Origin of the sequence: Frateuria sp. (assembly GCF_035944355.1) — a bacterium.
Classification (GTDB): Bacteria; Pseudomonadota; Gammaproteobacteria; order Xanthomonadales; family Rhodanobacteraceae; genus Frateuria_A.
In genome coordinates this window covers 1-21,868 of the sequence record NZ_DASZBH010000012.1, presented here as the reverse complement: position 1 = coordinate 21,868, position 21,868 = coordinate 1, and the positions used below count along the sequence as shown (strand labels likewise).

Annotated in this window: 20 protein-coding genes; 12 read left to right on the top strand and 8 right to left on the bottom strand. The window is 68.4% G+C overall.

Annotation, left to right across the window (positions count from 1 at the left end; all coding sequences use genetic code 11):
* Positions 1-24 precede the first annotated feature (24 nt).
* The 5 genes from VGU03_RS09105 to treF all read left to right on the top strand — a co-directional run bounded on the left by VGU03_RS09105 (position 25) and on the right by treF (position 4,956).
* Entirely contained in the window at positions 25-780 is a 756-nt protein-coding gene (locus tag VGU03_RS09105) for a sulfurtransferase (protein WP_327480070.1), read from the top strand.
* Positions 777-1,550: a pimeloyl-ACP methyl ester esterase BioH gene (gene bioH / locus VGU03_RS09100; RefSeq protein ID WP_327480069.1), complete on the top strand. Its 774-nt coding sequence runs from the start codon at positions 777-779 to the stop codon at positions 1,548-1,550. The genes VGU03_RS09105 and bioH overlap by 4 nt, the downstream gene beginning before the upstream one ends.
* The gene (gene bioC, locus VGU03_RS09095) at positions 1,547-2,425 is read left to right on the top strand and encodes a malonyl-ACP O-methyltransferase BioC (RefSeq protein ID WP_327480068.1); all 879 of its coding nucleotides are present in this window, start codon (positions 1,547-1,549) and stop codon (positions 2,423-2,425) included. Before bioH ends, bioC begins: the two co-directional genes overlap by 4 nt.
* Positions 2,426-2,566: 141 nt before the next feature.
* Positions 2,567-3,370: a glucose 1-dehydrogenase gene (locus tag VGU03_RS09090; protein ID WP_327480067.1), complete on the top strand. Its 804-nt coding sequence runs from the start codon at positions 2,567-2,569 to the stop codon at positions 3,368-3,370.
* Entirely contained in the window at positions 3,367-4,956 is a 1,590-nt protein-coding gene (gene treF / locus VGU03_RS09085) for an alpha,alpha-trehalase TreF (protein ID WP_327480066.1), read from the top strand. The genes VGU03_RS09090 and treF overlap by 4 nt, the downstream gene beginning before the upstream one ends.
* Before the next feature lie 14 nt (positions 4,957-4,970).
* Here treF and VGU03_RS09080 read toward each other — a convergent pair whose 3' ends face one another.
* Complete coding sequence (locus tag VGU03_RS09080; RefSeq protein WP_327480065.1) at positions 4,971-5,840, bottom strand: DUF72 domain-containing protein; 870 nt, start codon at positions 5,838-5,840, stop codon at positions 4,971-4,973.
* A 232-nt stretch (positions 5,841-6,072) separates the two neighbouring features.
* The gene (locus VGU03_RS09075; protein ID WP_327480064.1) at positions 6,073-6,636 is read right to left on the bottom strand and encodes a DNA-3-methyladenine glycosylase I; all 564 of its coding nucleotides are present in this window, start codon (positions 6,634-6,636) and stop codon (positions 6,073-6,075) included.
* 78 nt (positions 6,637-6,714) lie between these two features.
* Between VGU03_RS09075 and VGU03_RS09070 the strand changes: the two genes are divergently transcribed.
* Together VGU03_RS09070 and VGU03_RS09065 are read left to right on the top strand one after the other, a co-directional pair.
* Positions 6,715-7,614 carry a DMT family transporter gene (locus VGU03_RS09070; protein WP_327480063.1) on the top strand — a complete coding sequence of 300 codons (900 nt, stop codon included), beginning with the start codon at positions 6,715-6,717 and terminating at the stop codon, positions 7,612-7,614.
* 31 nt (positions 7,615-7,645) lie between these two features.
* Positions 7,646-8,707, top strand: coding sequence for a sterol desaturase family protein (locus VGU03_RS09065; RefSeq protein ID WP_327480062.1), 1,062 nt, complete (start codon positions 7,646-7,648; stop codon positions 8,705-8,707).
* A gap of 4 nt (positions 8,708-8,711) precedes the next feature.
* Here the strand turns inward: VGU03_RS09065 and VGU03_RS09060 are convergent, their stop codons facing one another.
* A complete protein-coding gene (locus VGU03_RS09060; RefSeq protein WP_327480061.1) occupies positions 8,712-9,665 on the bottom strand; it encodes a pyridoxal-phosphate dependent enzyme in 954 nt (317 codons plus the stop codon).
* Positions 9,662-10,657, bottom strand: a complete 996-nt coding sequence (locus tag VGU03_RS09055; RefSeq protein WP_327480060.1) for an aldose epimerase — start codon at positions 10,655-10,657, stop codon at positions 9,662-9,664. Before VGU03_RS09055 ends, VGU03_RS09060 begins: the two co-directional genes overlap by 4 nt.
* Before the next feature lie 63 nt (positions 10,658-10,720).
* On the opposite strand from VGU03_RS09055, the gene pepN reads away from it, so the two are divergent.
* A complete protein-coding gene (gene pepN / locus VGU03_RS09050) occupies positions 10,721-13,351 on the top strand; it encodes an aminopeptidase N (protein WP_327480059.1) in 2,631 nt (876 codons plus the stop codon).
* Between the two features lie 14 nt (positions 13,352-13,365).
* On the opposite strand, the gene VGU03_RS09045 is transcribed toward pepN, so the two are convergent.
* Positions 13,366-13,551 (bottom strand): hypothetical protein, encoded by a 186-nt coding sequence (locus VGU03_RS09045; RefSeq protein WP_291190104.1) that lies wholly within the window; start codon positions 13,549-13,551, stop codon positions 13,366-13,368.
* A 574-nt stretch (positions 13,552-14,125) separates the two neighbouring features.
* Between VGU03_RS09045 and mnmG the strand changes: the two genes are divergently transcribed.
* From mnmG to VGU03_RS09025, 4 genes are all read left to right on the top strand, one after another.
* A complete protein-coding gene (mnmG, locus tag VGU03_RS09040; protein WP_327480058.1) occupies positions 14,126-16,000 on the top strand; it encodes a tRNA uridine-5-carboxymethylaminomethyl(34) synthesis enzyme MnmG in 1,875 nt (624 codons plus the stop codon).
* A gap of 92 nt (positions 16,001-16,092) precedes the next feature.
* Positions 16,093-16,848 (top strand): RDD family protein, encoded by a 756-nt coding sequence (locus VGU03_RS09035; RefSeq protein ID WP_327480057.1) that lies wholly within the window; start codon positions 16,093-16,095, stop codon positions 16,846-16,848.
* Positions 16,849-16,979: 131 nt separating this feature from the next.
* Positions 16,980-19,313 (top strand): Tex family protein, encoded by a 2,334-nt coding sequence (locus VGU03_RS09030; RefSeq protein ID WP_327480056.1) that lies wholly within the window; start codon positions 16,980-16,982, stop codon positions 19,311-19,313.
* A 401-nt stretch (positions 19,314-19,714) separates the two neighbouring features.
* On the top strand, positions 19,715-19,954 hold the full coding sequence (locus tag VGU03_RS09025) for a hypothetical protein (protein ID WP_327480055.1): 240 nt from the start codon (positions 19,715-19,717) through the stop codon (positions 19,952-19,954).
* A 731-nt stretch (positions 19,955-20,685) separates the two neighbouring features.
* Here the strand turns inward: VGU03_RS09025 and VGU03_RS09020 are convergent.
* The 3 genes from VGU03_RS09020 to VGU03_RS09010 all read right to left on the bottom strand — a co-directional run.
* The gene (locus VGU03_RS09020; RefSeq protein WP_327480054.1) at positions 20,686-21,075 is read right to left on the bottom strand and encodes a DUF4279 domain-containing protein; all 390 of its coding nucleotides are present in this window, start codon (positions 21,073-21,075) and stop codon (positions 20,686-20,688) included.
* Complete coding sequence (locus VGU03_RS15645; protein ID WP_414655954.1) at positions 21,065-21,727, bottom strand: RHS repeat-associated core domain-containing protein; 663 nt, start codon at positions 21,725-21,727, stop codon at positions 21,065-21,067. The genes VGU03_RS09020 and VGU03_RS15645 overlap by 11 nt, the downstream gene beginning before the upstream one ends.
* Positions 21,728-21,753: 26 nt before the next feature.
* On the bottom strand, positions 21,754-21,868 hold a 115-nt coding region (locus tag VGU03_RS09010), incomplete at its 5' end, for an IS3 family transposase (protein WP_327478489.1).

Genomic DNA, 21,868 nt, shown 5'->3' with positions numbered 1-21,868 from the left:
GCCGGCTCACCGTCGCCCTCTCCCATGATCGTCAACGTCGCCGCCTACCGTTTCGTTCCGCTCGCGGACCTGTCCGCGCTGCGCGAGGCCCTGCATGCGCGCGCCGAGGCGCTGGCGCTCAAGGGCACCATCCTGCTCGCGCCCGAGGGCATCAACCTGTTCCTCGCCGGCACGCGCGCGAGCGTGGACGGGTTCCTCGGCTGGCTGCGCGAGGATGTGCGCTTCGCCGGCCTGCCGGTGAAGGAATCGGTGTCCGAAACGGTGCCCTTCGGCCGACTGCGCGTGCGGCTCAAGCGCGAGATCATCACCCTGCGCGCGCCGGTGGCGCCGCACCAAGGACGCGCACCCGCGGTGGATCCCGCCACGCTCAAGCGCTGGCTCGACCAGGGCCGCGACGACGCCGGCCGCGAGGTGCTGCTGCTGGACACGCGCAACGCCTACGAAACCGATGTCGGCCGCTTCGCCGGCGCCATCGACTACCGCATCGCAAGCTTCACCGCCCTGCCCGACGCCGTGCTGGCCGACCGCGGACGCTACCTGGGCAAGACCGTGGTCTCGTATTGCACCGGCGGCATCCGCTGCGAGAAGGCCGCACTGCACCTGTCCGCGCTGGGCGTGGGCGAGGTGCTCCAGCTCGAAGGCGGCATCCTGAAGTACCTGGAAGAGACCGACGGCAGCCACTGGGAAGGTGGCTGCTTCGTGTTCGACGGACGCGGCGCGGTCGACAAGGACCTGCAGCCCACCGCACTGCCCCCGGTGGAAACCGAGAGCGCCGCATGACGCTGCACATCGACCGGCTGGGCCACGGCCCGCAGCCGCTGGTGCTGATCCACGGCTGGGCCATGCACGGCGGCATCTTCGCGCCGTTGATCGAGGCACTGGCCGACCGCTGCACGCTCTACGTCGTCGACCTGCCCGGCCATGGCTACTCGCGCCAATGCGGGCTGCCGCTGGAGCCGCATGCCATTGCCCGGGCGATCGCCGCGGCCACGCCGCCGGCGCCCTGGCTGGGCTGGTCGCTGGGCGGCCTGGTCGCGCTCACCGGCGCACTGGACGATCCCGCGCAGGTGCAAGGCCTCGCCATGCTGTGCGCCACGCCGAAGTTCACGCGCGACGAAAGCTGGCCGCACGGCAGCGACGCCGCCCTGGTGCACCAGCTCGCGCTGGACCTGGAAACCGGCTACCACGCCACCATCGAGCGTTTCCTGGCGCTGGAGGCGATGGGCAGCGCCGATCCCAAGGCCGAACTGCGTCGCCTGCGCGCGGAAGTGTTCGAGCGCGGCGAGCCGGAACTGCGCGTGCTGCAGGAAGGCATCGGCCTGCTCGAGCGCAGCGACCTGCGCGACCGCCTGGCCCGACTGCAGGTGCCCAGCGTATGGATCGCCGGGCGCCGCGACCGGCTGGTGCCGCCCGCGGCCATGGCCTGGTCGGCCGCGCAGTGCGGCGGCCGCTTCGTGGAAATACCGCATGCCGGCCACGCCCCCTTCATCGGCCACGCGGGCGCCGTCGCCACGGCGCTCGGGCCCCTGTTCACGGAAACCCCGGCATGAGCGCGTTCCATCTCGACCGCAACCGCGTGCGCCGCAATTTCGCCCGCGCCGCCGCCAGCTACGAGCAGCACGACGCGTTGCAGCGCGAAGTCCAGGCCGACCTGCTCGGCCGCCTGGACTTCTATCTGCAGGCGCCCGAGCGCGTGCTCGACGTCGGCGCCGGCACCGGCCGCGGCACGGCGCAGCTCAAGAAGCGCTACCCCAAGGCGCAGGTGATCGCGGTCGACATGGCCCAGCCGATGCTGCACGCGGCGCGCCGGCACCAGGGCCTGCTGCGCCCGTTCCAGCGCGTCTGCGCCGAGGCCACCGCCCTGCCGCTGCCCGACCGCAGCGTCGACGTGCTGCACTCGAACCTGTGCTTCCAGTGGATCGACGATCTGCCGGCGCTGTTCGGCGAATGCGTGCGCGTGCTCAAGCCCGGCGGCCTGCTGGCCTTCTCCAGCTTCGGCCCGGACACGCTCAAGGAGCTGCGCGCGGCGTGGGCGTCGGTGGACGAGCACTCGCACGTCAGCCGCTTCCTCGACATGCACGACGTGGGCGACGCGATGATCAACGCCGGCCTGCGCGATCCGGTACTCGACGTGGCCCGCTATACGCTCACCTACAGCGAACCGCGCGCGCTGCTGAAGGAACTGAAGGGCCTGGGCGCCACCCACGCCGACCGCGCGCGCGAGCGCCACCTCACCGGCAAGTCGCACTACCGCGCCATGCTCGCCGCCTACGAGGCGATGCGCGTGGACGGGCGCATCCCGGCCACCTGGGAAGTGGTCACCGCGCACGCCTGGGGCCCGCCGCCAGGCCAGGCGCGGCGCACGCCCGAGGGCGAGATCGCCACCTTCTCGCTTTCGAGCCTGCGCGGCTCGCGACGTCGTTAGACGGCGTCCTGGTCCCGCCAGGGTGTCCGTTGGGTGCGGGGATTGCAGCGGCGCCGTGCGGTGCGCCGAAGCGTGCCCGGCCGTCGGCGAAGCGTTCGGGCGGGCGGCGATAAGCGCAATCTTCACCCGTGCCGGCCTAGGGTGGGCGACCTCATCACTTCCAAGGGCATCGCGATGGGGCTCCAAGGCAAGGTCGCGCTGGTTACCGGCGCCGCGCAGGGCATCGGCCGCGCCATCGCGCTGCGGCTGGCGCGGGAAGGTGCGGCGGTGGCGGTCGAAGATCGCACCGCCGACGACCGCGCCGAAGGCACGCTCAAGGAGGTCGAGGCCGCCGGTTGCGACCGCGCGGTGCTGATCGCCGGCGACATCGGCAAGGTGGAGGACGACCAGCGCGTGATCGCCGAGACGGTCGAGCGCCTGGGACGCATCGACATCCTGGTCAACAACGCCGGGGTGGAGCGGCGGGCCGATTTCGTCGACGCCACCGAGGCCGACTACGACCTGGTGATGCACGTCAACCTCAAGGGCCCCTATTTCCTCACCCAGGCCTTCGCTCGCCACGTGCGCGACCGTGGCAACGGCGGGCGCATCGTCAACATCAGTTCGGTGCACGAGGAGCTGCCCTTCCCGCACTTCGCCAGCTACTGCGCCAGCAAGGGCGGCCTGAAGATGCTGATGCGCGACCTGTCGTTGGAACTGGCCCCGCTGGGCATCACGGTCAACAACATCGCGCCCGGCGCGATCAAGACGCCGATCAACGCGCACCTGATGAGCGACCCGGCATTGATGCAGGCGCTGCTCAAGAACATCCCGCTCAAGCGGCTGGGCTCGCCCGAGGACGTGGCCGGCGCGGTCGCCTTCCTCGCCGGCGACGATGCCGCCTACATGACCGGCAGCACGCTCTTCGTCGACGGCGGCCTCCTGTGGAACTACGCCGAGCAATGAGCGAGGAGGCCAAGCGCCGCAACGAGGAGAGGGCCGCCAGCGTCCCCCGGGCGGACACCCTCACCCCGGCCGACCGCTACCAGGAGCTGTTCGTCGCGGTGCAGATGGGCGGTGTATTCGCCGACAGCAAGACCTTCGTCGACTGCGTGCCGCGCGGCGACCCGGAACGGATCCTGGAGGACTACCGCGACCGCTGCGACGGCGACGACTTCGACCTCGCGCACTTCGTGCACGAGCACTTCGACCCACCGCAGGTACATGCCAGCCATTACGTGTCGCCGCCGGGTCAGTCGCTCAGGGACCACATCGACAGCCTGTGGGAGGTGCTCACCCGCCACCCGCACCAGCATCCGCCCAACGCCTCGATCCTGCCGCTGCCCAACGACTACGTGGTGCCGGGCGGGCGCTTCACCGAGCTGTACTACTGGGATTCCTACTTCACCATGCTGGGCCTGGCCGAGAGCGGCCGACGCGACCTGCTGGCCTCGATGGCGAACAACTTCGCCTACCTGATCGACACCTACGGCCACGTGCCCAATGGCAACCGCACCTACTACCTGAGCCGCTCGCAGCCGCCGGTGTTCGCGTTGATGGTGGAGCTGTTCGAGGCGCACGGCGTATGCCAGGCGATCGAGTACCTGCCGCGCCTGCGCAAGGAATACAACTACTGGATGTCCGGCGCCGAGGAACTGCGCCCCGGCGACGCGCGCCGCCATTGCGTGTGCCTGGACGACGGCAGCGTGCTCAACCGCTACTGGGACGACCGCGATTCGCCGCGCGAGGAGTCCTACCGCGAAGACGTGCTGACCGCGCGCCAGTCCAAGCGCCCCGCCCATGAGGTCTATCGCGAGTTGCGGGCGGGCGCGGCATCGGGCTGGGATTTCAGTTCCCGCTGGTGCGACGGTGATGCGCTTTCCACCATCCGCACCACGTCGATCCTGCCGGTGGATCTCAACAGCTTCCTCTACAAGCTCGAGCGGCAGATCTGCCTGCTCAACCACGCCATCGGCCAGCGCAAGCAGGCGGAGAAGTTCCAGCAGCGCGCGCAGGCGCGCAAGGAAGCCATCGAGCGGCTGTTCTGGAACGAGCAGGCGGGCGCCTACCTCGACTACGACTGGCAGCGAGGCAAGCCGCGCGAAGCGCTCAACGCCACCACGGCGGTGCCCCTGTTCGTCGGCCTGGCCAGCGCCGAACAAGCCCAGCGCACCGCCGAGGCGTTGCAGGACCGCCTGCTGCGCGACGGCGGCCTGGGCACCAGCGAACTGGAAAGCGGCCAGCAATGGGACCGGCCCAACGGCTGGGCGCCACTGCACTGGATGGCCATCCGCGGCATGCGCAATTACGGCATCGCGCTCGCCGACGACATCGCCTGCCGCTGGCTGAAGACCGTGGGCAGCCTTTACCAGCAGCAGAGCAAGCTGGTGGAGAAGTACGTGATCACCCGCAGCGGGGATGCCAAGGGCGGCGGCGGCGGCGAGTATCCGCTGCAGGATGGCTTCGGCTGGACCAACGGCGTGACGCGCCGGCTGCTGCACGAGGACCCGCGGCACGAGGCGAACCAGGCGAAGGCGGCTAGCCGCAAGTAGCGCCTTGCGCCTGCCTACAGGTCCAGCTTGCGCATCAGCGACTTCGCGTCGAACGGCGCATGCACCTTGGCGTCGTTGTCGAAATAGCAGTAGACGTCGCGACCGGGCCGCCGCCGTGGCGCAACCGCGCTGGCGCGCACCGCATCCGGCGGCTCGCCGCCCTGCGACCAGGCGCGGATGCGCGCGGCCCAGCGTTCCAGCGCTTCGTCGCTGTAACCGCTGGTGTAGAGCTTCTCGTCCCCGTGCAGGCGCAGGTAGACGAAGTCGGCGGTGACGTCCTCCAGGTACGGCCAGCGGCCGGCGGTGTCGGCCACCACCAGCGCCACGCCGTGGCGACGCAGCAGTGCGATGAAGGCCTCGCAGGCGAAGCTTTCGTGGCGGATCTCCAGTGCGTGTCGCAGGCGTCGCCGGCGGCCGGGAGCGACGCTGGCGCCATGCTTGAGGTGCTCGTCGTGCCGCCGCGCCAGCGCGGCCGCCTGGTCCGTATCGCGCGGCAACGCGCCGAGGAAGCGGTCGAACAGCGCCTCGTCGAAGCGCTGGCTGGGCGGGCATTGCCACAGGATCGGCCCGAGCTTCGGTCCCAGCTCGAACACGCCGGAGGCGAGGAAGTTCGCCAGCGGGCCGTCGATGTCGCGCAGCCGCTTGATGTGGGTGATGAAGCGCGGTCCCTTCACCGCGAACACGAATCCGCGCGGCGTGGCGGCGTTCCAGCAGGCGTAGCTCGAGGGCCGCTGCAGGCTGTAGAAGGAGCCGTTCAACTCGATGCTGGCCACCTGGCGCGAGGCGTACTCGAGCTCGGCGCGCTGCGGCAGGTCCTTCGGATAGAACACGCCCCGCCAGGGCGCGTAGCGCCAGCCGGAAATGCCGATCCGCAGTTTCGCCACGCCCGCCTCGTCCACCGATGCCGGCCAACATGCAAGCGCCCGCCGGGTGAGATGCGGGTGAAGCACGCTTCCATTGGCCCCTTTCCCGTTTACGGGGAAAGGCGGATGGGGAAGGCCTTGCGAAAGCCTCGCCAAAGCATTGGGCCCAAGAGCGCCCCCATCCGCCCCCCCGGCACCTCATTCGCGGGGGGAAGGACTCGGAAGTGGGAGCTGCGGCCAGAAGGTCGGGAAGCTACGACTCGCGAATCTGCCGGTGGCGGAAGCACCCCACCAGGTGGTCGTTGACCATCCCGGTCGCCTGCATGAAGGCATAGCAGATGGTGCTGCCGACGAAGCGGAAGCCCTGCTTCTTCATCGCCTTGCTCATGCGGTCGGAGAGCGCCGTGGTGGCCGGCACTTCGCCGCGGTCGCGCCAGCGGTTGCGCACCGGCTCGCCGTCGACGAACGACCACAGGTAGGCATCCAGGCTGCCGTGCGCATCGATCACGGCGAGCGCGGCGCGGGCGTTGTCGCGGGCGGCATGCACCTTCAGGCGGTTGCGGATGATGCCCGGATCGGCCAGCGCCCGGTCCAGCTCGCGGTCGCTCATGCGCGCGACACGGTCGATGTCGAAGCCGTGGAACAGCTCGCGGTAGCGCTCGCGCTTGGCCAGCACCGTGCGCCAGGACAGGCCGGCCTGCGCGCCTTCCAGGCAGAGGAACTCGAACAGCGCGCGGTCCTGGTGCAGCGGCACGCCCCATTCGGTGTCGTGGTAGGCGCCAAGCAGGTCGTCGGTGGCCCAGGGGCAGCGTTGCATGGAGGTTCCTCGCCGGAAGCGGCGGCCACTGTAGCTCAGCGCGCGGCGTACACTCGCTCCTTTTCCCGTGCCTTGGCCATGTCGAACGCCTCACCCCAGCGCGGCGCGCTGGCCGCCCTCTCCGCCACGATCCTGATCTGGGCCTACAGCTGGGTGGTGATGAAGCAGGCGCTGGCCTGGGCCGGGCCGTTCGACTTCGCGGCGCTGCGCTACCTGTTCGGCGCGCTGGTGCTGTTCGGCGCGCTGCTGGTCGGGCGGCAGTCGCTCAGGCCGCCGCCGTTGCTTCCCACGGTGCTGATCGGCCTGTGCCAGACCGCGGCCTTCCAGGGGCTGGAACAGTGGGCGCTGGTCGGCGGCGGCGCCGGCCACGTGGCCTTGCTCGCCTACAGCATGCCGTTCTGGGCGGTGCTGCTGGCCTGGCCGCTGCTGGCCGAACGGCCGACCGGCCGGCACTGGGTGGGCCTGGCGCTGGCGGCGGCGGGACTGGTGTGCATCCTCGAACCCTGGCGAGGCCTGGGCAGCCCGCTCAGCACCATGCTGGCGCTGGCCGGCGGCGTGAGCTGGGCCGGCGGCACCGTGCTCAGCAAGCGGCTGTTCCAGCGCCATGCAGTGTCGCCGCTCTCACTCACCAGCTGGCAGATGCTGATCGGCGCGCTGGCGCTGGGCGCGGTGGCGCTGCTGGTGCCGCAGCGCCCGGTCGATTGGAACTGGCGCTTCGCCGGCGCACTGGTCTACAGCGCCGTGATGGCCTCCAGCGTAGCGTGGGGATTGTGGCTGGTGGTGCTCAAGCGGCTGCCCACCACCATCGCCAGCCTGTCCAGCCTGGGCGTGCCGGTGGTCAGCGTGCTGCTCGCGTGGCTGATCCTGGGTGAGCAGCCGAGCGCGGCCGACGGCGCCGGCATTCTGCTGGTGCTGCTGGGCCTGGCGGCGGTGACCGGCGTGCTGAAATGGCCGGGAAAGGTGCGCCGCGCAGGCTAGGCTGTCGCCTTCCGCCATTGCGGGTTCGTCTATGCACGTGTGGTCCGACCTCGTCACCTGGTTCAGTCAGCATGCCGTGATGCCGCTGCTGGCCTGGCTGCATATCGAAAAGTTCGCCGGCGATCCGCGCGAGATCGCCGAGGCGGTGCTGATCGCGCTGCTGCAGGTGGCGATCATCGCCTGCGTGTTCCGCCCGCTGGAGACGCTGGCGCCGGCCGAGCGCTGGACCGACCGCAAGCTGACGCGGGTCGATCGCCAGTACACGCTGCTGATGCTGCTGGGCATTTTCCCGCTGTTCTCCTACCTGGTGCTGACGCCGATCAGCAACTATTTCGGCGGCTCCGACCAAGGCGGCAGCAGCGACTCGCTGCTGGGCATCACGCACTGGTGGCCGGGGCTGGAGCATCACCCGCTGGCGCTGTTCCTCGTCTACTACGTGATCTACGACCTGGTGTACTACCTGATGCACCGGGTGCAGCACGCGATCCCCTGGTGGTGGGCGCTGCACAGCATGCACCACAGCCAGCGCCAGATGAGCTGCTGGACCAACGACCGCGGCAGCCTGGTCGACGGCTTCCTGCAGTCGATGGTGCTGGCCGGCGTGGGCGTGCTGATCGGCGTGGCGCCGACCGACTTCGCCTGGCTGATGCTGCTGGGCGAGCTGGTGCAGAACTTCTCGCACACCAACGTGCGCCTCGGCTTCGGGCCGGTATTGCAGAAGTGCTTCGTCGATCCGAAGTTCCACCGCCTGCACCACATGGTGGTCGACGAGGCGCGGCCGGGCCTGCACAACTGCAATTTCGGCCAGGTGTTCTCGATCTGGGACGTGCTGTTCGGCACCGCGCTGTACGGTGAGCCGGCGCGGCCGACCGGCGTGGGCGATCCCAACGTCGATGCGGACAACCGCCATGGCCTGGTCGGCCTGCACTGGGCCGCGTTCAAGCGCTTCTGGGCCACGGTGCGCACGCTGGAAGGCTGGCGCCCGGGCGAGGTGTCGTTCGACGGCAACGGCAGGCCGGTGCGCGTGGTGCACGCGGCGCCGGTGCCGCACGCCACGGTGCCGCCGGTATTGGAAGGCGTCGCCGCCGACTAGCGGCTCACCAGGGCAGCGCGTCCAGGTCGACGTTGCCGCCGGTGAGCACCACGCCGACGCGGCGGCCGGCGAAGCGTTCGGGCGCCTTGAGGATGGCCGCGAACGCGGTGGCGCTGGACACCTCCACCACCAGTTTGAGCTCCTGCCATAGCAGGCGCATCGCCGCGATGGTCTCCTCGTCGCTCACCGTGACGATGTCCACGCGATGCTCGCGCAGCGCCGCCAGGTTGGTTTCGCCGACCAGCGCGCGCAGGCCGTCGCAGACTGTGTCGGGCACCACGTCGGTGACCCGCTCGCCCTTGGCGAGCGAGCGCGCCGCGTCGTCGGCGCCCGCGGGCTCCGCTGCAAACAGCGCCAGTCCCGGGCGCTGCGCATGCACGGCGATCGCCACGCCCGCGGCCAGCCCGCCGCCGCCCACCGGCGTGACCATCGCATCGAGGTCGGGCGCCTGCACCAGGAGCTCCAGCGCGATCGTGCCCTGGCCGGCCATCACCTGCGTGTCGGCGTATGGATGCACCAGCACCGCGCCGGTGTCCTCGACCAGCTGCGCCACGGCGGCCTCGCGCGCGGCCTGGGTCGGCGCGCAACGGTGCAGCACCGCGCCGGCGCGCTCGATCGCCTGCAGCTTGGCGCGCACGGCGCCTTCGGGCACCACCACGTGCGCGCGGATGCCGCGGGTGGCCGCCGCCAGCGCCAGCGCGTTGCCGTGGTTGCCGGAGGAATGCGTGGCCACGCCACGCGCGGCGGCCGCCTCGCCCAGCGCCCACACCGCGTTGCAGGCGCCGCGGAACTTGAAGGCGCCGCCGCGCTGCAGGTTCTCGCACTTGAAGAACAGCTGCGCGCCGGCCAGCGCGTCGAGCGCGTCGCTGCGCAGCACCGGCGTGACTCGCGCGTACGGCGCGATGCGCGCGGCGGCGTCCTGGATCTGGGCGAAGGTGGGCAGGGCGACCTTGGTCATGGCAGATCGATCTCCACGCCGCAGCGGAACGTGCGTGCAGCGCCGGGTTCAAGGGTGACGGCGTCGGCGCAGTCGGGTCGGTTGAAGGCGTCGGGCAGGCTTTCCATCGGCTCCAGCGCGAGCGAGCGCCGTGGGTCGCGTTCCAGCGTATCGCCGGTATAGGCGAGCAGTACGCCGCGCTCTTGCCACACGGCGATGCCGATCCCGCTGGCGGGATCGCGCAGGCGGCTGCGCACGCGGCCATCGGCGTCGGGCCTCAGGCCGGCATAGGTATGGTTGAGCGCCAATGTGCCGATCGGGCGGGGGCGGCGGAAATCCAGCTCCGGCGCCTGCGCCAGCGGCAGGTAGGCAGCGCCGCCGGGCAGCGGAATGAAATCGGCATCGGTGTCGATCACCGTATCGGCCGGTATCGTCAGCTCCCAGGAAGCGAGCGGCGTGTCGCCCACGCGAAAGTACGGATGCCAGCCCACGAACGCCGGCGCGGCGCCCGCGCCGACGTTGCGCAGCGCGGTCTCCAGCGTCAGCCCGTCGGCCGCCAGCGTGTAGCGCACGGCCAGGTCCAGCGTGAAGGGGTAGCCCGGCTGCGGCGCGATGCTCGTGGCCAGCTGCACGCTGGCGCTTTGTGCATCGGCTCCCAGGGTGACGATGGCGAACGCCGCATCGCGCACGAAACCGTGGCGGCTGGCCCGCGCCGCGCCGGCGACGCCGGGCGCGAGGTCGTGATCGACACCGCCGAAGCGATAGCGCGCGTCGGCGATGCGGTTGGCGAACGGCGCCAGCAGCGCGAAGCGCGAGCCCGGGCGCGCATCGAGCTCGGCCGCGTCGCGGTGGCCATCGGCCAGCGCGACGCAGCGCCCGCTCGCCAGCGCCTCGATGCCCAGCACGCAGGCGCCGTGCCGCGCGATGCGCACGCGACGACCACGCGCGATATCGTTCAATACCACCACCGGCTGCTCTTGCAGCCACTGGATGGCGACGTCGAAAGCAGCCATGGCCGGTCCGGTCGCGAAAACGTCGCATGTTAGCCTGAGCCTTCCCCCTGCGGCTCCCTCCCCATGATCGCGCGCGACGACATCACCCCCTCGCCCATCCGCCTGGCCGACTACCGCCCACCCGCCTGGCGGGTCGAGCGGATCGAGCTGGATTTCGACCTCGGCATCGACAGCACCGAGGTGCGTTCGCGCCTGCACCTCGCGCGCGACCCACAGCAGCGGGCGCCGCTGCGGCTGGACGGCGAAAGCCTGGAGTTGCTGGCCATCACGCTGGACGGCCGGCCGCTGCAGGAGGGCGACTACCGCTACCGCGACAACGTGCTGGAAGTCGATGGCGCCCGCGACGGCAGCGTGCTGGAAACGCGCGTGCAGGTGAACCCGGCGGCGAACACGGCGCTCGAAGGCCTGTACCTGTCCGGCTCGCGCGAGCGCGGCTTCCTGCTGACCCAGTGCGAGGCCGAGGGTTTTCGCCACATCACCTTCTTCCCGGACCGGCCGGACGTGCTGGCCCGCTATACCGTCACCCTGCGCGCCGACCGCGAACGCTTCCCGGTGCTGCTGGCCGGCGGCAATCCCGATGGCGCGGGCGAGTTGCCGGACGGGCGCCATTGGGCGCGCTTCGTCGATCCCTACCCCAAACCCAGCTACCTGTTCGCGCTGGTCGCCGGCCGCCTGTCGAAGATCGAGCGCGACTACCTCGCCGCCGACGGCCGCCAGGTGAAGCTCGTGATCTGGGCCGAGGCCGACGTGATCGGCTGCTGCCACTACGCGATGGATGCGCTCGAGCGCGCCATGCGCTGGGACGAGCAGGCCTATGGGCGCAACTTCGATCTGGACGTGTTCCACGTCGTCGCCACGCACGACTTCAACATGGGCGCGATGGAGAACAAGGGCCTCAACATCTTCAACGCCAAGTACCTGCTGGCCGACCCCGATACCACCACCGACGACGAATACCGCGCGGTGGAGGCGGTGATCGGCCACGAGTACTTCCACAACTGGAGCGGCAATCGCGTCACCTGCCGCGACTGGTTCCAGCTCTCGCTCAAAGAAGGCCTCACGGTGTTCCGCGAGCAGCAGTTCTCGGCGGACATGAACTCGCCCGCGCTCAAGCGCATCGACGACGTGGCGCTGCTGCGCCGCGCGCAGTTCCCCGAGGACGCCGGCCCGCTGGCCCATCCCGTGCGCCCCGCCCAGTACAGCGAGATCAACAACTTCTACACCGCCACCGTCTACGAGAAGGGCTCGGAGCTGGTGCGCATGGTGGCCGGTCGGCTGGGGCAGGATGGCTTCCGTCGCGGCATGGATCTGTACTTCGCGCGCAACGACGGCCGCGCGGCCACGCTGGAGGATTTCCTTGCCGCACTGGGCGAAGCCAACGACATCGACCTCTCGCCCTACCTCGCCTGGTATGGCCAGGCCGGCACGCCGCGCCTTTCCGCCGAGGGCCGCTACGACGCCGGGCGGCGCGAGTACAGGCTGACCCTGCGCCAGCACACGCCGCCCTCGCCGGGTCAGCCGCACACGCGGCCGCTGCCGATCCCGGTCAGGCTGGCGCTGTTCGCGGCGGACGGCCGCATGCTGCCGCTGCACGGCGGCGCCACCGAGCAGGTGGTGGTGCTCGACGAGGCCGAGCAGACGTTCGTATTCGGCGGCGTCGGCGAGGCACCGGTGCCCTCGCTTCTGCGCGGGTTCTCCGCGCCGGTGATCCTCGAGTGCGACTACGCGCCGGCCGCATTGGCGCTGTTGCTCACTCACGACACCGACGGCTTCAACCGCTGGGAGGCGGCCCAGCAACTGGCCTGGCGCGCCTATGCCGAGCTGCGCGAGGGCAACGGCCGCGAAGCGCTGGCCGTATGGGGCGGCACGCTCGCCGGGCTGTTCGGCCAGGAGGCGCTCGACGCGGCCTTGCTCGCCGACCTGCTGACGCCACCGGGCGAGGTGGAACTGGCCGAGCGCGAAACTAACGTCGATCCTTCGCGCATCCACGCCTTGCGGCAGACGCTGCAGCGCGAGCTGGCCGCCCGCATCGGTGCGCCGGCGCTCGCCCAGCGCTACCGTGAGCTGGCCGCGCGGGCCAGCGATACGCTCGATGCGGACAGCCAGGCGCGGCGACGGCTCACGCGCCGCGTGCTGGAACTGCTCGTCCTGCTCGACGCGCCGACGGCCCAGGCCCTGGCCGCCACGCAGTTCGATCGCGCCCTCACCATGACCGATCGCCTGGCCGCCCTCGCGGTGCTGGTGCGCAGCGAGGCGCCGCAGGCGGCAGGTGCGTTGGCGCGTTTCCGCGAGCGCCATGCGGGCAACGCGCTGGCGCTGGACAAGTGGTTCGCCGTGCAGGCCCAGTTGCCGGGCGAACCGGCGCTGGCGCGCGTGCGGACGCTGGAAACCGATCCCAAGTTCACCCTGAAGAACCCCAACCGCGTGCAGGCGCTGCTTGGCACCTTCGCCCGCGGCAATCCCAGCGGCTTTCACCGCGCCGATGGCGAGGGTTATCGCCTGCTCGCCATGCGCCTGGCCGAACTGGATGCACTGAACCCGCAAGTGGCAGCGCGGCTGGCCACCGCCTTCAACGGCTGGCAGCGACTCGAGCCGGTGCGCCGTGAGCTGGCGCGCGCGGCCGTGGCGGAACTGGCGGAAAAAGAACTGTCGCGCAATCTCGCCGAGATCGTCGGCAACATGCTCAAGGGGTGAGAATCACGACCCCGTCAGGCGGCCAGCTGGTTCAGCGCGCTGCGCAGGCGGACCATGTGCGACTCCAGCCGCGGACGCAGCTGCTGGCGCTCCTGCTCGGTACGCGCGGCCAGGTGCTCGATCGCCATCTGCACCTTGCCGATTTCGATCATCAGGTCGTGGCGGGGATAGACCGGCTGGAAGTCGAAGATGTTGTTCATGGCGGACGGTGTGTGTGTTGATGGACCAAGCGAGCTCTGCAACCGCCGTGCCAGAGCGTGATCCTCGTCACATTCGGGTTTTGGCGCCGTCCGCAGGCTGACGCTCAGCGTCAGATGGCTTACAAAAAAAAGCCTGAACTAGTCACTTTTTATTCACGGCAGCGCTGGGAATATCTGTCCCGCAGCCGCGACGGATCGCGGAGGCGCCCGCAACTTTCCGGTTTCTGGCGCCCGGCAACACGGTCATCCTGGATTCCCCCTGTTCCTGAGACCGCCGGGCGCCAGATCTAAGCAAGGCCAAACCCCGCCCCACGGCGGGGTTTGGTTTTTCCGGGGCCACAAAAGGCGACGGCGCCGTGGGATGCCCCAGCGGCGCCGTCATGCTTCCTCTCCTGGTACGCGGTCGGGCCCCTGTCTGCCCAGCCTCGGCGCGCCACGTCGCGCAGCGTCTGCCCATGGAAAGTGCATGGAAAGTGAAGCAGCAATCGTGCCAAGTTCTTGATTCTGCGCAGACACCGGCATCGAAGCGCTACCATACGAGGGTTCTCGTCCCTGCCTGCCAGGCGTCCTTCCGATGATCCATCCCACCCGCTACGACGTGATCGTGGTCGGCGGCGGCCATGCCGGCACCGAGGCGGCGCTGGCCGCGGCCCGCTGCGGCGCGCGCACGCTGCTGCTGACCCACAACCTGGAAACCGTCGGCGCGATGAGCTGCAACCCGGCCATCGGCGGCATCGGCAAGGGCCACCTGGTGAAGGAGATCGACGCCCTGGGCGGCGCCATGGCGCACGCGGCCGACCGCTCCGGCATCCAGTGGCGCACGCTCAATGCCTCCAAGGGCCCGGCCGTCCGCGCCACGCGCTGCCAGGCCGACCGCGCGCTCTACCGTGCCGCCATCCGGCAGATGGTCGAATCGCAGCCGAACCTGGAACTGTTCCAGCAGGCCGTAGACGATCTGATCATCGAAGGCGGCCGCGTCGCCGGCGCGGTCACGCAGATGGGCGTGAGCTTCCGTGCCTCTGCGGTGGTGCTCACCGCCGGCACCTTCCTCGCCGGCAAGATCCACATCGGCCCGGCGCAGTACGCGGGCGGGCGGGCTGGCGATCCGCCGGCGAGCACGCTGGCGCAGCGCCTGCGCGAGCTGCCGGTCGCTGCCGATCGGCTGAAGACCGGCACGCCGCCGCGTATCGACGCGCGCAGCATCGACTTCGACGGGCTGGATGAACAACCGGGCGACGATCCGGCGCCGGTGTTCTCCTACCTCGGAACGCGCCAGGAGCATCCGCGCCAGGTCAGCTGCTGGATCACCCACACTTCCGAGCGCACGCACCAGATCATCCGCGGCGCGCTGGATCGCTCGCCGCTCTACAGCGGCCAGATCGAAGGCACCGGCCCGCGCTACTGCCCCTCGATCGAGGACAAGGTGGTGCGCTTCGCCGACAAGGGCTCGCACCAGATCTTCATCGAGCCCGAAGGCTTGGAGAGCGTCGAGATCTATCCCAACGGCATCTCCACCTCGCTGCCGTTTGACGTGCAACTGGCGCTGGTGCACTCGATCAAGGGTTTCGAGCGCGCACACATCACGCGCCCCGGCTACGCCATCGAGTACGACTACTTCGACCCGCGCGGGCTCAACCCGTGGCTGGAGACCAAGGCGATCGGCGGGCTGTATTTCGCCGGCCAGATCAACGGCACCACCGGCTACGAGGAAGCGGCCGCGCAGGGGCTGGTCGCCGGGCTCAACGCGGCGCGAATGACGCGCGGCGAGGCGCCCTGGTTCCCGCGCCGCGACGAGGCCTACCTCGGCGTGCTTATCGACGACCTCACCAGCAACGGCACGCTCGAGCCCTATCGCATGTTCACCTCGCGCGCCGAATACCGGTTGCACCTGCGCGAGGACAACGCCGACCTGCGCCTGACCGAGCAAGGCTTCGCGCTCGGCGTGGTGCCGCCGGCGCGCTTCGACGCGTTGTGCGCCAAGCGCGAGGCGGTCGAGCGCGAGACGCAGCGCCTGGCCACGCTGTGGGCCGCACCCACCAACACCCTGGGAGCGGCGATCGAGCGCCAGCTCGGCATCGCCGTCAGCCGTGAAACGAACGCATTGGACCTCTTGCGCCGGCCCGAGCTCGACTACGCCAGGCTCACCGCCGTGACCGAACTCGGCCCCGCCGTCGAGCGCGAGGACGTCGCCGCGCAGGTCGAGGTGCAGGCCAAGTACGCCGGCTACCTGGAGCGCCAGCGCGAGGAGATCGAGCGCCAGCGCCGCCACGAGCACACCGATATCCCCGCCGACTTCGACTACGACAAGGTGCGCGGCCTCTCCGCCGAGGTGCTGCTCAAGCTCAAGCGTACGCAGCCGGCGACGCTGGGCCAGGCCGCGCGCATCAGCGGCGTCACGCCCGCGGCGATTTCGCTGCTGCTGGTGCACCTCAAGCGCCGCAGCGCCTGAGGCGCCTGTCTTCCTCCCCCCTCCGGAGAGAGGGCGCAGCGCGCGGTAGCCCATGGCATCATCGCTCGCATCGATGATTTCGGAGTATGCGGATGGAAGTCTGGATCGGCCGCGACGGCCAGCGCCACGGGCCCTACAAGGAGGGCGACGTGCGCGCCTGGCTGCGCGAGGGCAAGCTCGCCGGCGCGGACCTGGGCTGGTACGAAGGCCTGGCCGACTGGCAGCCGCTGTCGGTGTTGTTCCCGGATGCGCTGGCGGCCACCCCGCCGCCGTTCGCCCCGGCCGCCGTTGCGGTACCGCCGCCAACCACCACGGCCGCGCTGGAGGACTACGCCGGCTTCTGGAAGCGGGTGCTTGCCTACATCATCGATGCGATCGTGTTGTTCATCCCCAACACGCTCATCATGAAAGCCTTCGGCGATGGCGCGGCGCAGGAACGGCTGCAGCAAACCGTGCTCTCCGCCGGCCAGGACATCGAGCGGCTCATGACCGCGTACGGCCACTACTACGAAACCATGCAGACCGCCTACCTGCTCACCTGGCTGCTCGCCTGGGTCTATTTCGCGGTCTGCGAGAGCTCCGCCTGGCAGGGCACCGTGGGCAAGCTGGCGCTGGGCATCCGCGTGACCGACCTGGAAGGCCGGCGCATCAGCTTCCCGCGCGCACTGGGGCGCTATGCGGCGAAGACTCTCAGCGCCATGATCCTGCTGATCGGCTTCCTGATGGTCGCCTGGACGCGCCGAAAGCAGGGCCTGCACGACATGCTCGCCAACACCCTGGTGCTCAATGGCCGCGCCGGCGCCTTTCGCGAGGCGCATCGCCCGGACGACCGGTCCTTCCACGCCTGAGCTCAGCTCAACCGCAGTGCCGGGTGAAGCATGCCCCTGCGCGGCGGCGGCGGACCGGCCAGCAGCGATCCATCCGACAACGGCGCGGTTGCTATGATCGACGGCTTCCTGCATCACCGAAGCACGATCACATGCTCAGCATCGAACACCGCATTGCCCAGGACATCGCCGCCCAGCCCGCACAGGTGCGCGCGGCGGTGGCTCTGCTCGACGAAGGCGCCACCGTGCCCTTCATCGCCCGCTACCGCAAGGAAGTCACCGGCGGCCTGGACGACACCCAGCTGCGCCTGCTGGAGGAGCGCCTGCGCTATCTGCGCGAGCTGGAGGAGCGCCGCGGCGCGGTGCTCGCCAGCATCGAGGAACAGGGCAAGCTCACCGATGCACTGAAGAACGAGCTCCTCGCCGCCGACACCAAGGCACGGCTGGAAGACCTGTACCTCCCCTACAAGCCCAAGCGCCGCACCAAGGCGCAGATCGCGCGCGAGGCGGGCCTGGAGCCGCTGGCCACCGGCCTGCGCGAGGATCCCACGCTCGCACCCGAAGCCCTCGCCGAACGGTTCGTTGATGCCGACAAGGGCGTGGCCGACGTGCGCGCCGCGCTGGATGGCGCGCGCGCGATCCTGATGGAATCGATCGCCGAAGACGCCCGCCTGGTCGGCGAGCTGCGCGACTGGCTATGGGACAGGGGGCAGATCCGCGCCAGGGTGGTCGAGGGCAAGGAGAACGAGGGCGCGAAGTTCCGCGACTACTTCGACCACGTCGAGCCGATCGGCAAGATTCCATCGCACCGCCTGCTGGCGCTGATGCGCGCGCGCAACGAGGGCGTGATCGAACTGGAGCTGCAGCCGGCGCTGGACGCCGAGCAGGGCCACCTCGAAGGCGAGGGCCGCGTGGCCGCGCACGCCGGCATCCACGACCGCGGCCGCGCCGCCGACGCCTGGCTGCGTGAGACCGTGCGCCTGACCTGGCGCGTGAAGCTGCACCTGCACCTGACGCTGGACCTGTTCGGCCGCGTGCGCGAGGGCGCCGAGGACGAGGCTATCCGCGTGTTCGGCGAGAACCTCAAGGACCTGATGCTGGCCGCACCGGCGGGCGCCAAGACCGTGATGGGCCTGGACCCGGGCATCCGCACCGGCGTCAAGGTCGCGGTGGTCGACGCCACCGGCAAGTTGCTGGCTACCGACACGATCTATCCGCACGAACCCAGACGCCAGTGGAACGAGTCGCTGGCCGCGCTGGCGCGCCTGTGCCAGAAGCATGGCGTGGACCTCATCGCCATCGGCAACGGCACCGCCTCGCGCGAGACCGACAAGCTCGCCGGCGAACTGATCAAAGGTCTGGGCAAGACCCATCCCGAGCACAAACTGTCGAAGATCGTGGTGAGCGAGGCCGGCGCGTCGGTGTACTCCGCATCGGAAACGGCCGCGAAGGAGTTTCCGGACCTGGACGTGAGCCTGCGTGGCGCCGTCTCCATCGCCCGCCGCCTGCAGGACCCACTGGCCGAACTGGTGAAGATCGAGCCCAAGGCGATCGGCGTGGGCCAGTACCAGCACGACGTCAACCAGGTGAAGCTGGCGCGCGCGCTGGACGCCAAGGTGGAGGATTGCGTCAACGCCGTGGGCGTGGACGTCAACACCGCCTCGGCCGCCCTGCTCTCGCGCGTGGCGGGCCTATCCGCCAGCGTGGCCGAGAACGTGGTCAAGCACCGCGACGCCAACGGCCCGTTCGCCAACCGCAAGGCGCTGCTCAAGGTGCCGCGCTTGGGCGACAAGGCGTTCGAGCAGTGCGCAGGATTCCTGCGTGTGCCCAACGGCGACAACCCGCTGGATGCGAGCGCGGTGCACCCGGAGGCCTATCCGGTGGTCGAGCGGATCATCGCCCAGTGCGGCCGCGAGGTGCGCAACATCATCGGCGATACCGGCTTCCTGCGCGGCCTCAAACCCGAGCAGTACACCGACGAGAAATTCGGCGTGCCGACCGTGCGCGACATCCTCAAGGAACTGGAAAAGCCCGGCCGCGATCCGCGTCCGGAGTTCGTCGCGCCGAGCTTCGCCGAGGGCGTGGAGGACCTGAAGGACCTGCGTCCCGGCATGATCCTGGAAGGCCGCGTCACCAACGTCGCCGCGTTCGGCGCCTTCGTCGACATCGGCGTACACCAGGACGGTCTGGTGCACGTTTCGGCGCTCTCGCACGGCTTCGTCAAGGACCCGCGCGATGCGGTCAAGGCCGGCGACATCGTCAAGGTCAAGGTGATGGAGGTGGACCTCCCGCGCCAGCGCATCGGCCTGTCGATGCGCCTGGACGACGAGCCCGGCCAGGCCCGCGCAACGCGCCCGCCCGGCAACGATGCGCGCCCGGGCAACCGCGACGCCCGCCCGCCGCGCCAGGGCAACCCGGCCAAGCCCGCTCCCGCACCGACCAACAGCGCGCTCGCCGACGCCCTGCTGCGCGCCAAGCAGCGCTGACCGGCATGCTGGTCTGCGCGCCGGCGGTGCCGGCGCGTAGGCCGATGCCGTGGTCGCAATGCCATAGGTTGTGGCCGCGCACAGTCCGTAGTTCGTGCTCCTAGGTCCCCGAATGCACAATCTATTGATGTCTCCGGAATTCAAAGACGGTGCGAGGGCAATGCAATCAATCAGCTAGAGGTCGAAGCGACTGGACAAGAGAAAGTACAAATATGCCAAAGTGTGTGCCGTTTTGGCCACCCGCTCTTGTCACTCCCGAACCGGCAGCTCGCCCGATAACGCCAAGCGTATACTTCTATGCGCGACCTGGCCGCGATGTACGAGCGGTCCCAGCGCCGATGTGACGCATGCAGCGACTCACTGCATGAGGTCCAAAGCAAGGCAGCTGCGAGGAACCTGAGGTGTCCGAGGAAGTACAACGCAAGCTTATAGAGATGTTCCTGGCGGAGCTTCGCCAAGTTTGGTGGGTGGAGGCTTTAGCTAAGTTGCGCGATGAGAAACGCAAGGTCCTCGACCCGGAGTTGGCCCTGGGCGTCGGCGAACGCATCCGCGAGCATTACAAGCTCCGACACGAAACCGACTTAACTCGAAATAGGTTGAGCTCGAAGAGGTATTTGCGCCATAGCCCGCACTCAGATTAGCCCGCCCGTTCTTTTGACGAGCGGTCCCAGGCGGCGATCAGGTGGGGCGCAGGCGTGCGGTGTGCAGTTGCGTCTGACGAGACTTTGAGACGTTGTGCGCACTGAACGGCGATGGCGGCTCTTCAGGCGTCCGGCGACTCTGTTGTGAAGACCCGACATTGGGCCGCTTCCGGCCAAAAGCGGCCACGCAAACGTCAATCGTTGAACCAGACCCCTTGTTTTCGGTCGCCAGCACTTCGGAGATGGCACGAAAATACGACGAGCTTCGAAGGCGCATTGCGAACTCGAGGCGGCCATCACTCGCGACATCGCATCCGAGGAAGTGAAGGTCGCCGCGCGGCAGGCACGGCGCACTCAAATCGAAGGCGACAAATCTCCGACTTACATCGACCTCGATTTTGCTCTGCCGTAACGACCTGTCCAGATCCTATCCTCACTTGGCTGGCCAACAGCTGATCAAGGTCGGCTGGCTCAAGGCCTTCACAGTCCACGTTTCCCTATGGGAGAACGCTTAACTCGACCGCTTGAGCGACTGTGGGTTCGGCGTGGATGATCTACCTACGGCATCGGCCGCCTCAACTCCAATCCGTAGATGCTGCGTGCCCTCTGAGCAACTGCTCGGAACGGCATGCCGCGCAGCGCGTTCGACATCGGCGATTGATTGGCTCGCATCGATCTCAGTGCGCATGCCACAGCTGCACATGAAAACCATGGCTCAGTACATGGGCACCTCAACGGTAGAGATCGAACACGAGGTTTATCTTAAGGGATGCAAGCTCATCAATTAAGCCAGAACTAATAACGAAACCGCATTGGCTTTTCTTGTTCGATATCTTGCACCATATTTCTATTGTTGAGTGCCTCAGAACTTCGACTACTTGTGAAGATCGCTGCTTGAGGTAGGTAACTAGTTCTGATATCTGGCTCTCCAAGGGCTCGCTCTCGGCTAATGTCGAGCATTTCATCCAAATCGAATCTTTCCTGAGCTTTGCCCCCTTTCTGGACGAAATCGGGTCGCCCTTGTCTGCAGTCTCGGCCTCTCCAAGTTGCTTTATTAATTCCTTGGCTTCCATGTGCTCGCTGGATATAACAATGGAGGCTTGGAATTTATTATCGCTCATTGAGATGGTCCCAGATGTTACCAATGGAATCGCCAATTGAACCGTTGCCCGTTTTAGGATAAACCTCGCCAGTATCCATATCAACCATCACATCAGGATTCCTGACGGGCGTATTTCGAGGTAACAGTTTCTTACACATGTGGATTGCATTCTCGATTTCGTCCGGACTTTTCCGGAACAGTTTCGAAAGCCGCTCAATGCTATCAGTGCTCCTGTTTATAATCTTTAACTGCTCAAGGCCTTCCCGCACCGCGGATTCCTCCGCCGGAGACAGCCCTTCCGATTCAAGGAGGCTTTCGAGCTGCTGAACATTTCCTCTGGCGATAGCCACTTCAATTTGATTCTGGACCGATGATTCTTGTGGCCCAATTAAACCCAGCGAGTCCGTTCCTTCGAGGGGGTCTCCATAGACGTACGTGTATGTATTCAGCCCCCCTGCCAATCCTATGGGATCGCTTTGCAAATACCGTCCCGTACTCGGGTCATAGTACCGGTGCATGTTGTAGTGCAGCCCGGTCTCGACGTCGTAGTACTGCCCCGGGAAGCGGGTGTAGAAGGTGTCGGTACCGCTTTTGGGCGCCTCACCGAACGCATTGTTGAGCCAGGGCCACTCGTAGCTACGTACGCCTTGCGGGTTGGTTGCCGCACGCACTGAATCGCCCAGGGTTCCGTAGACACTCAGGACCCTCGTTGCGCGTAGCGCCGTTCGAACTCTACAGGCGACAGGTCGCCGTTTGAACCGTGGCGGCGTTTGGGGTTGTAGAACATCTCGATGTAGTCGAACACGTCGGCG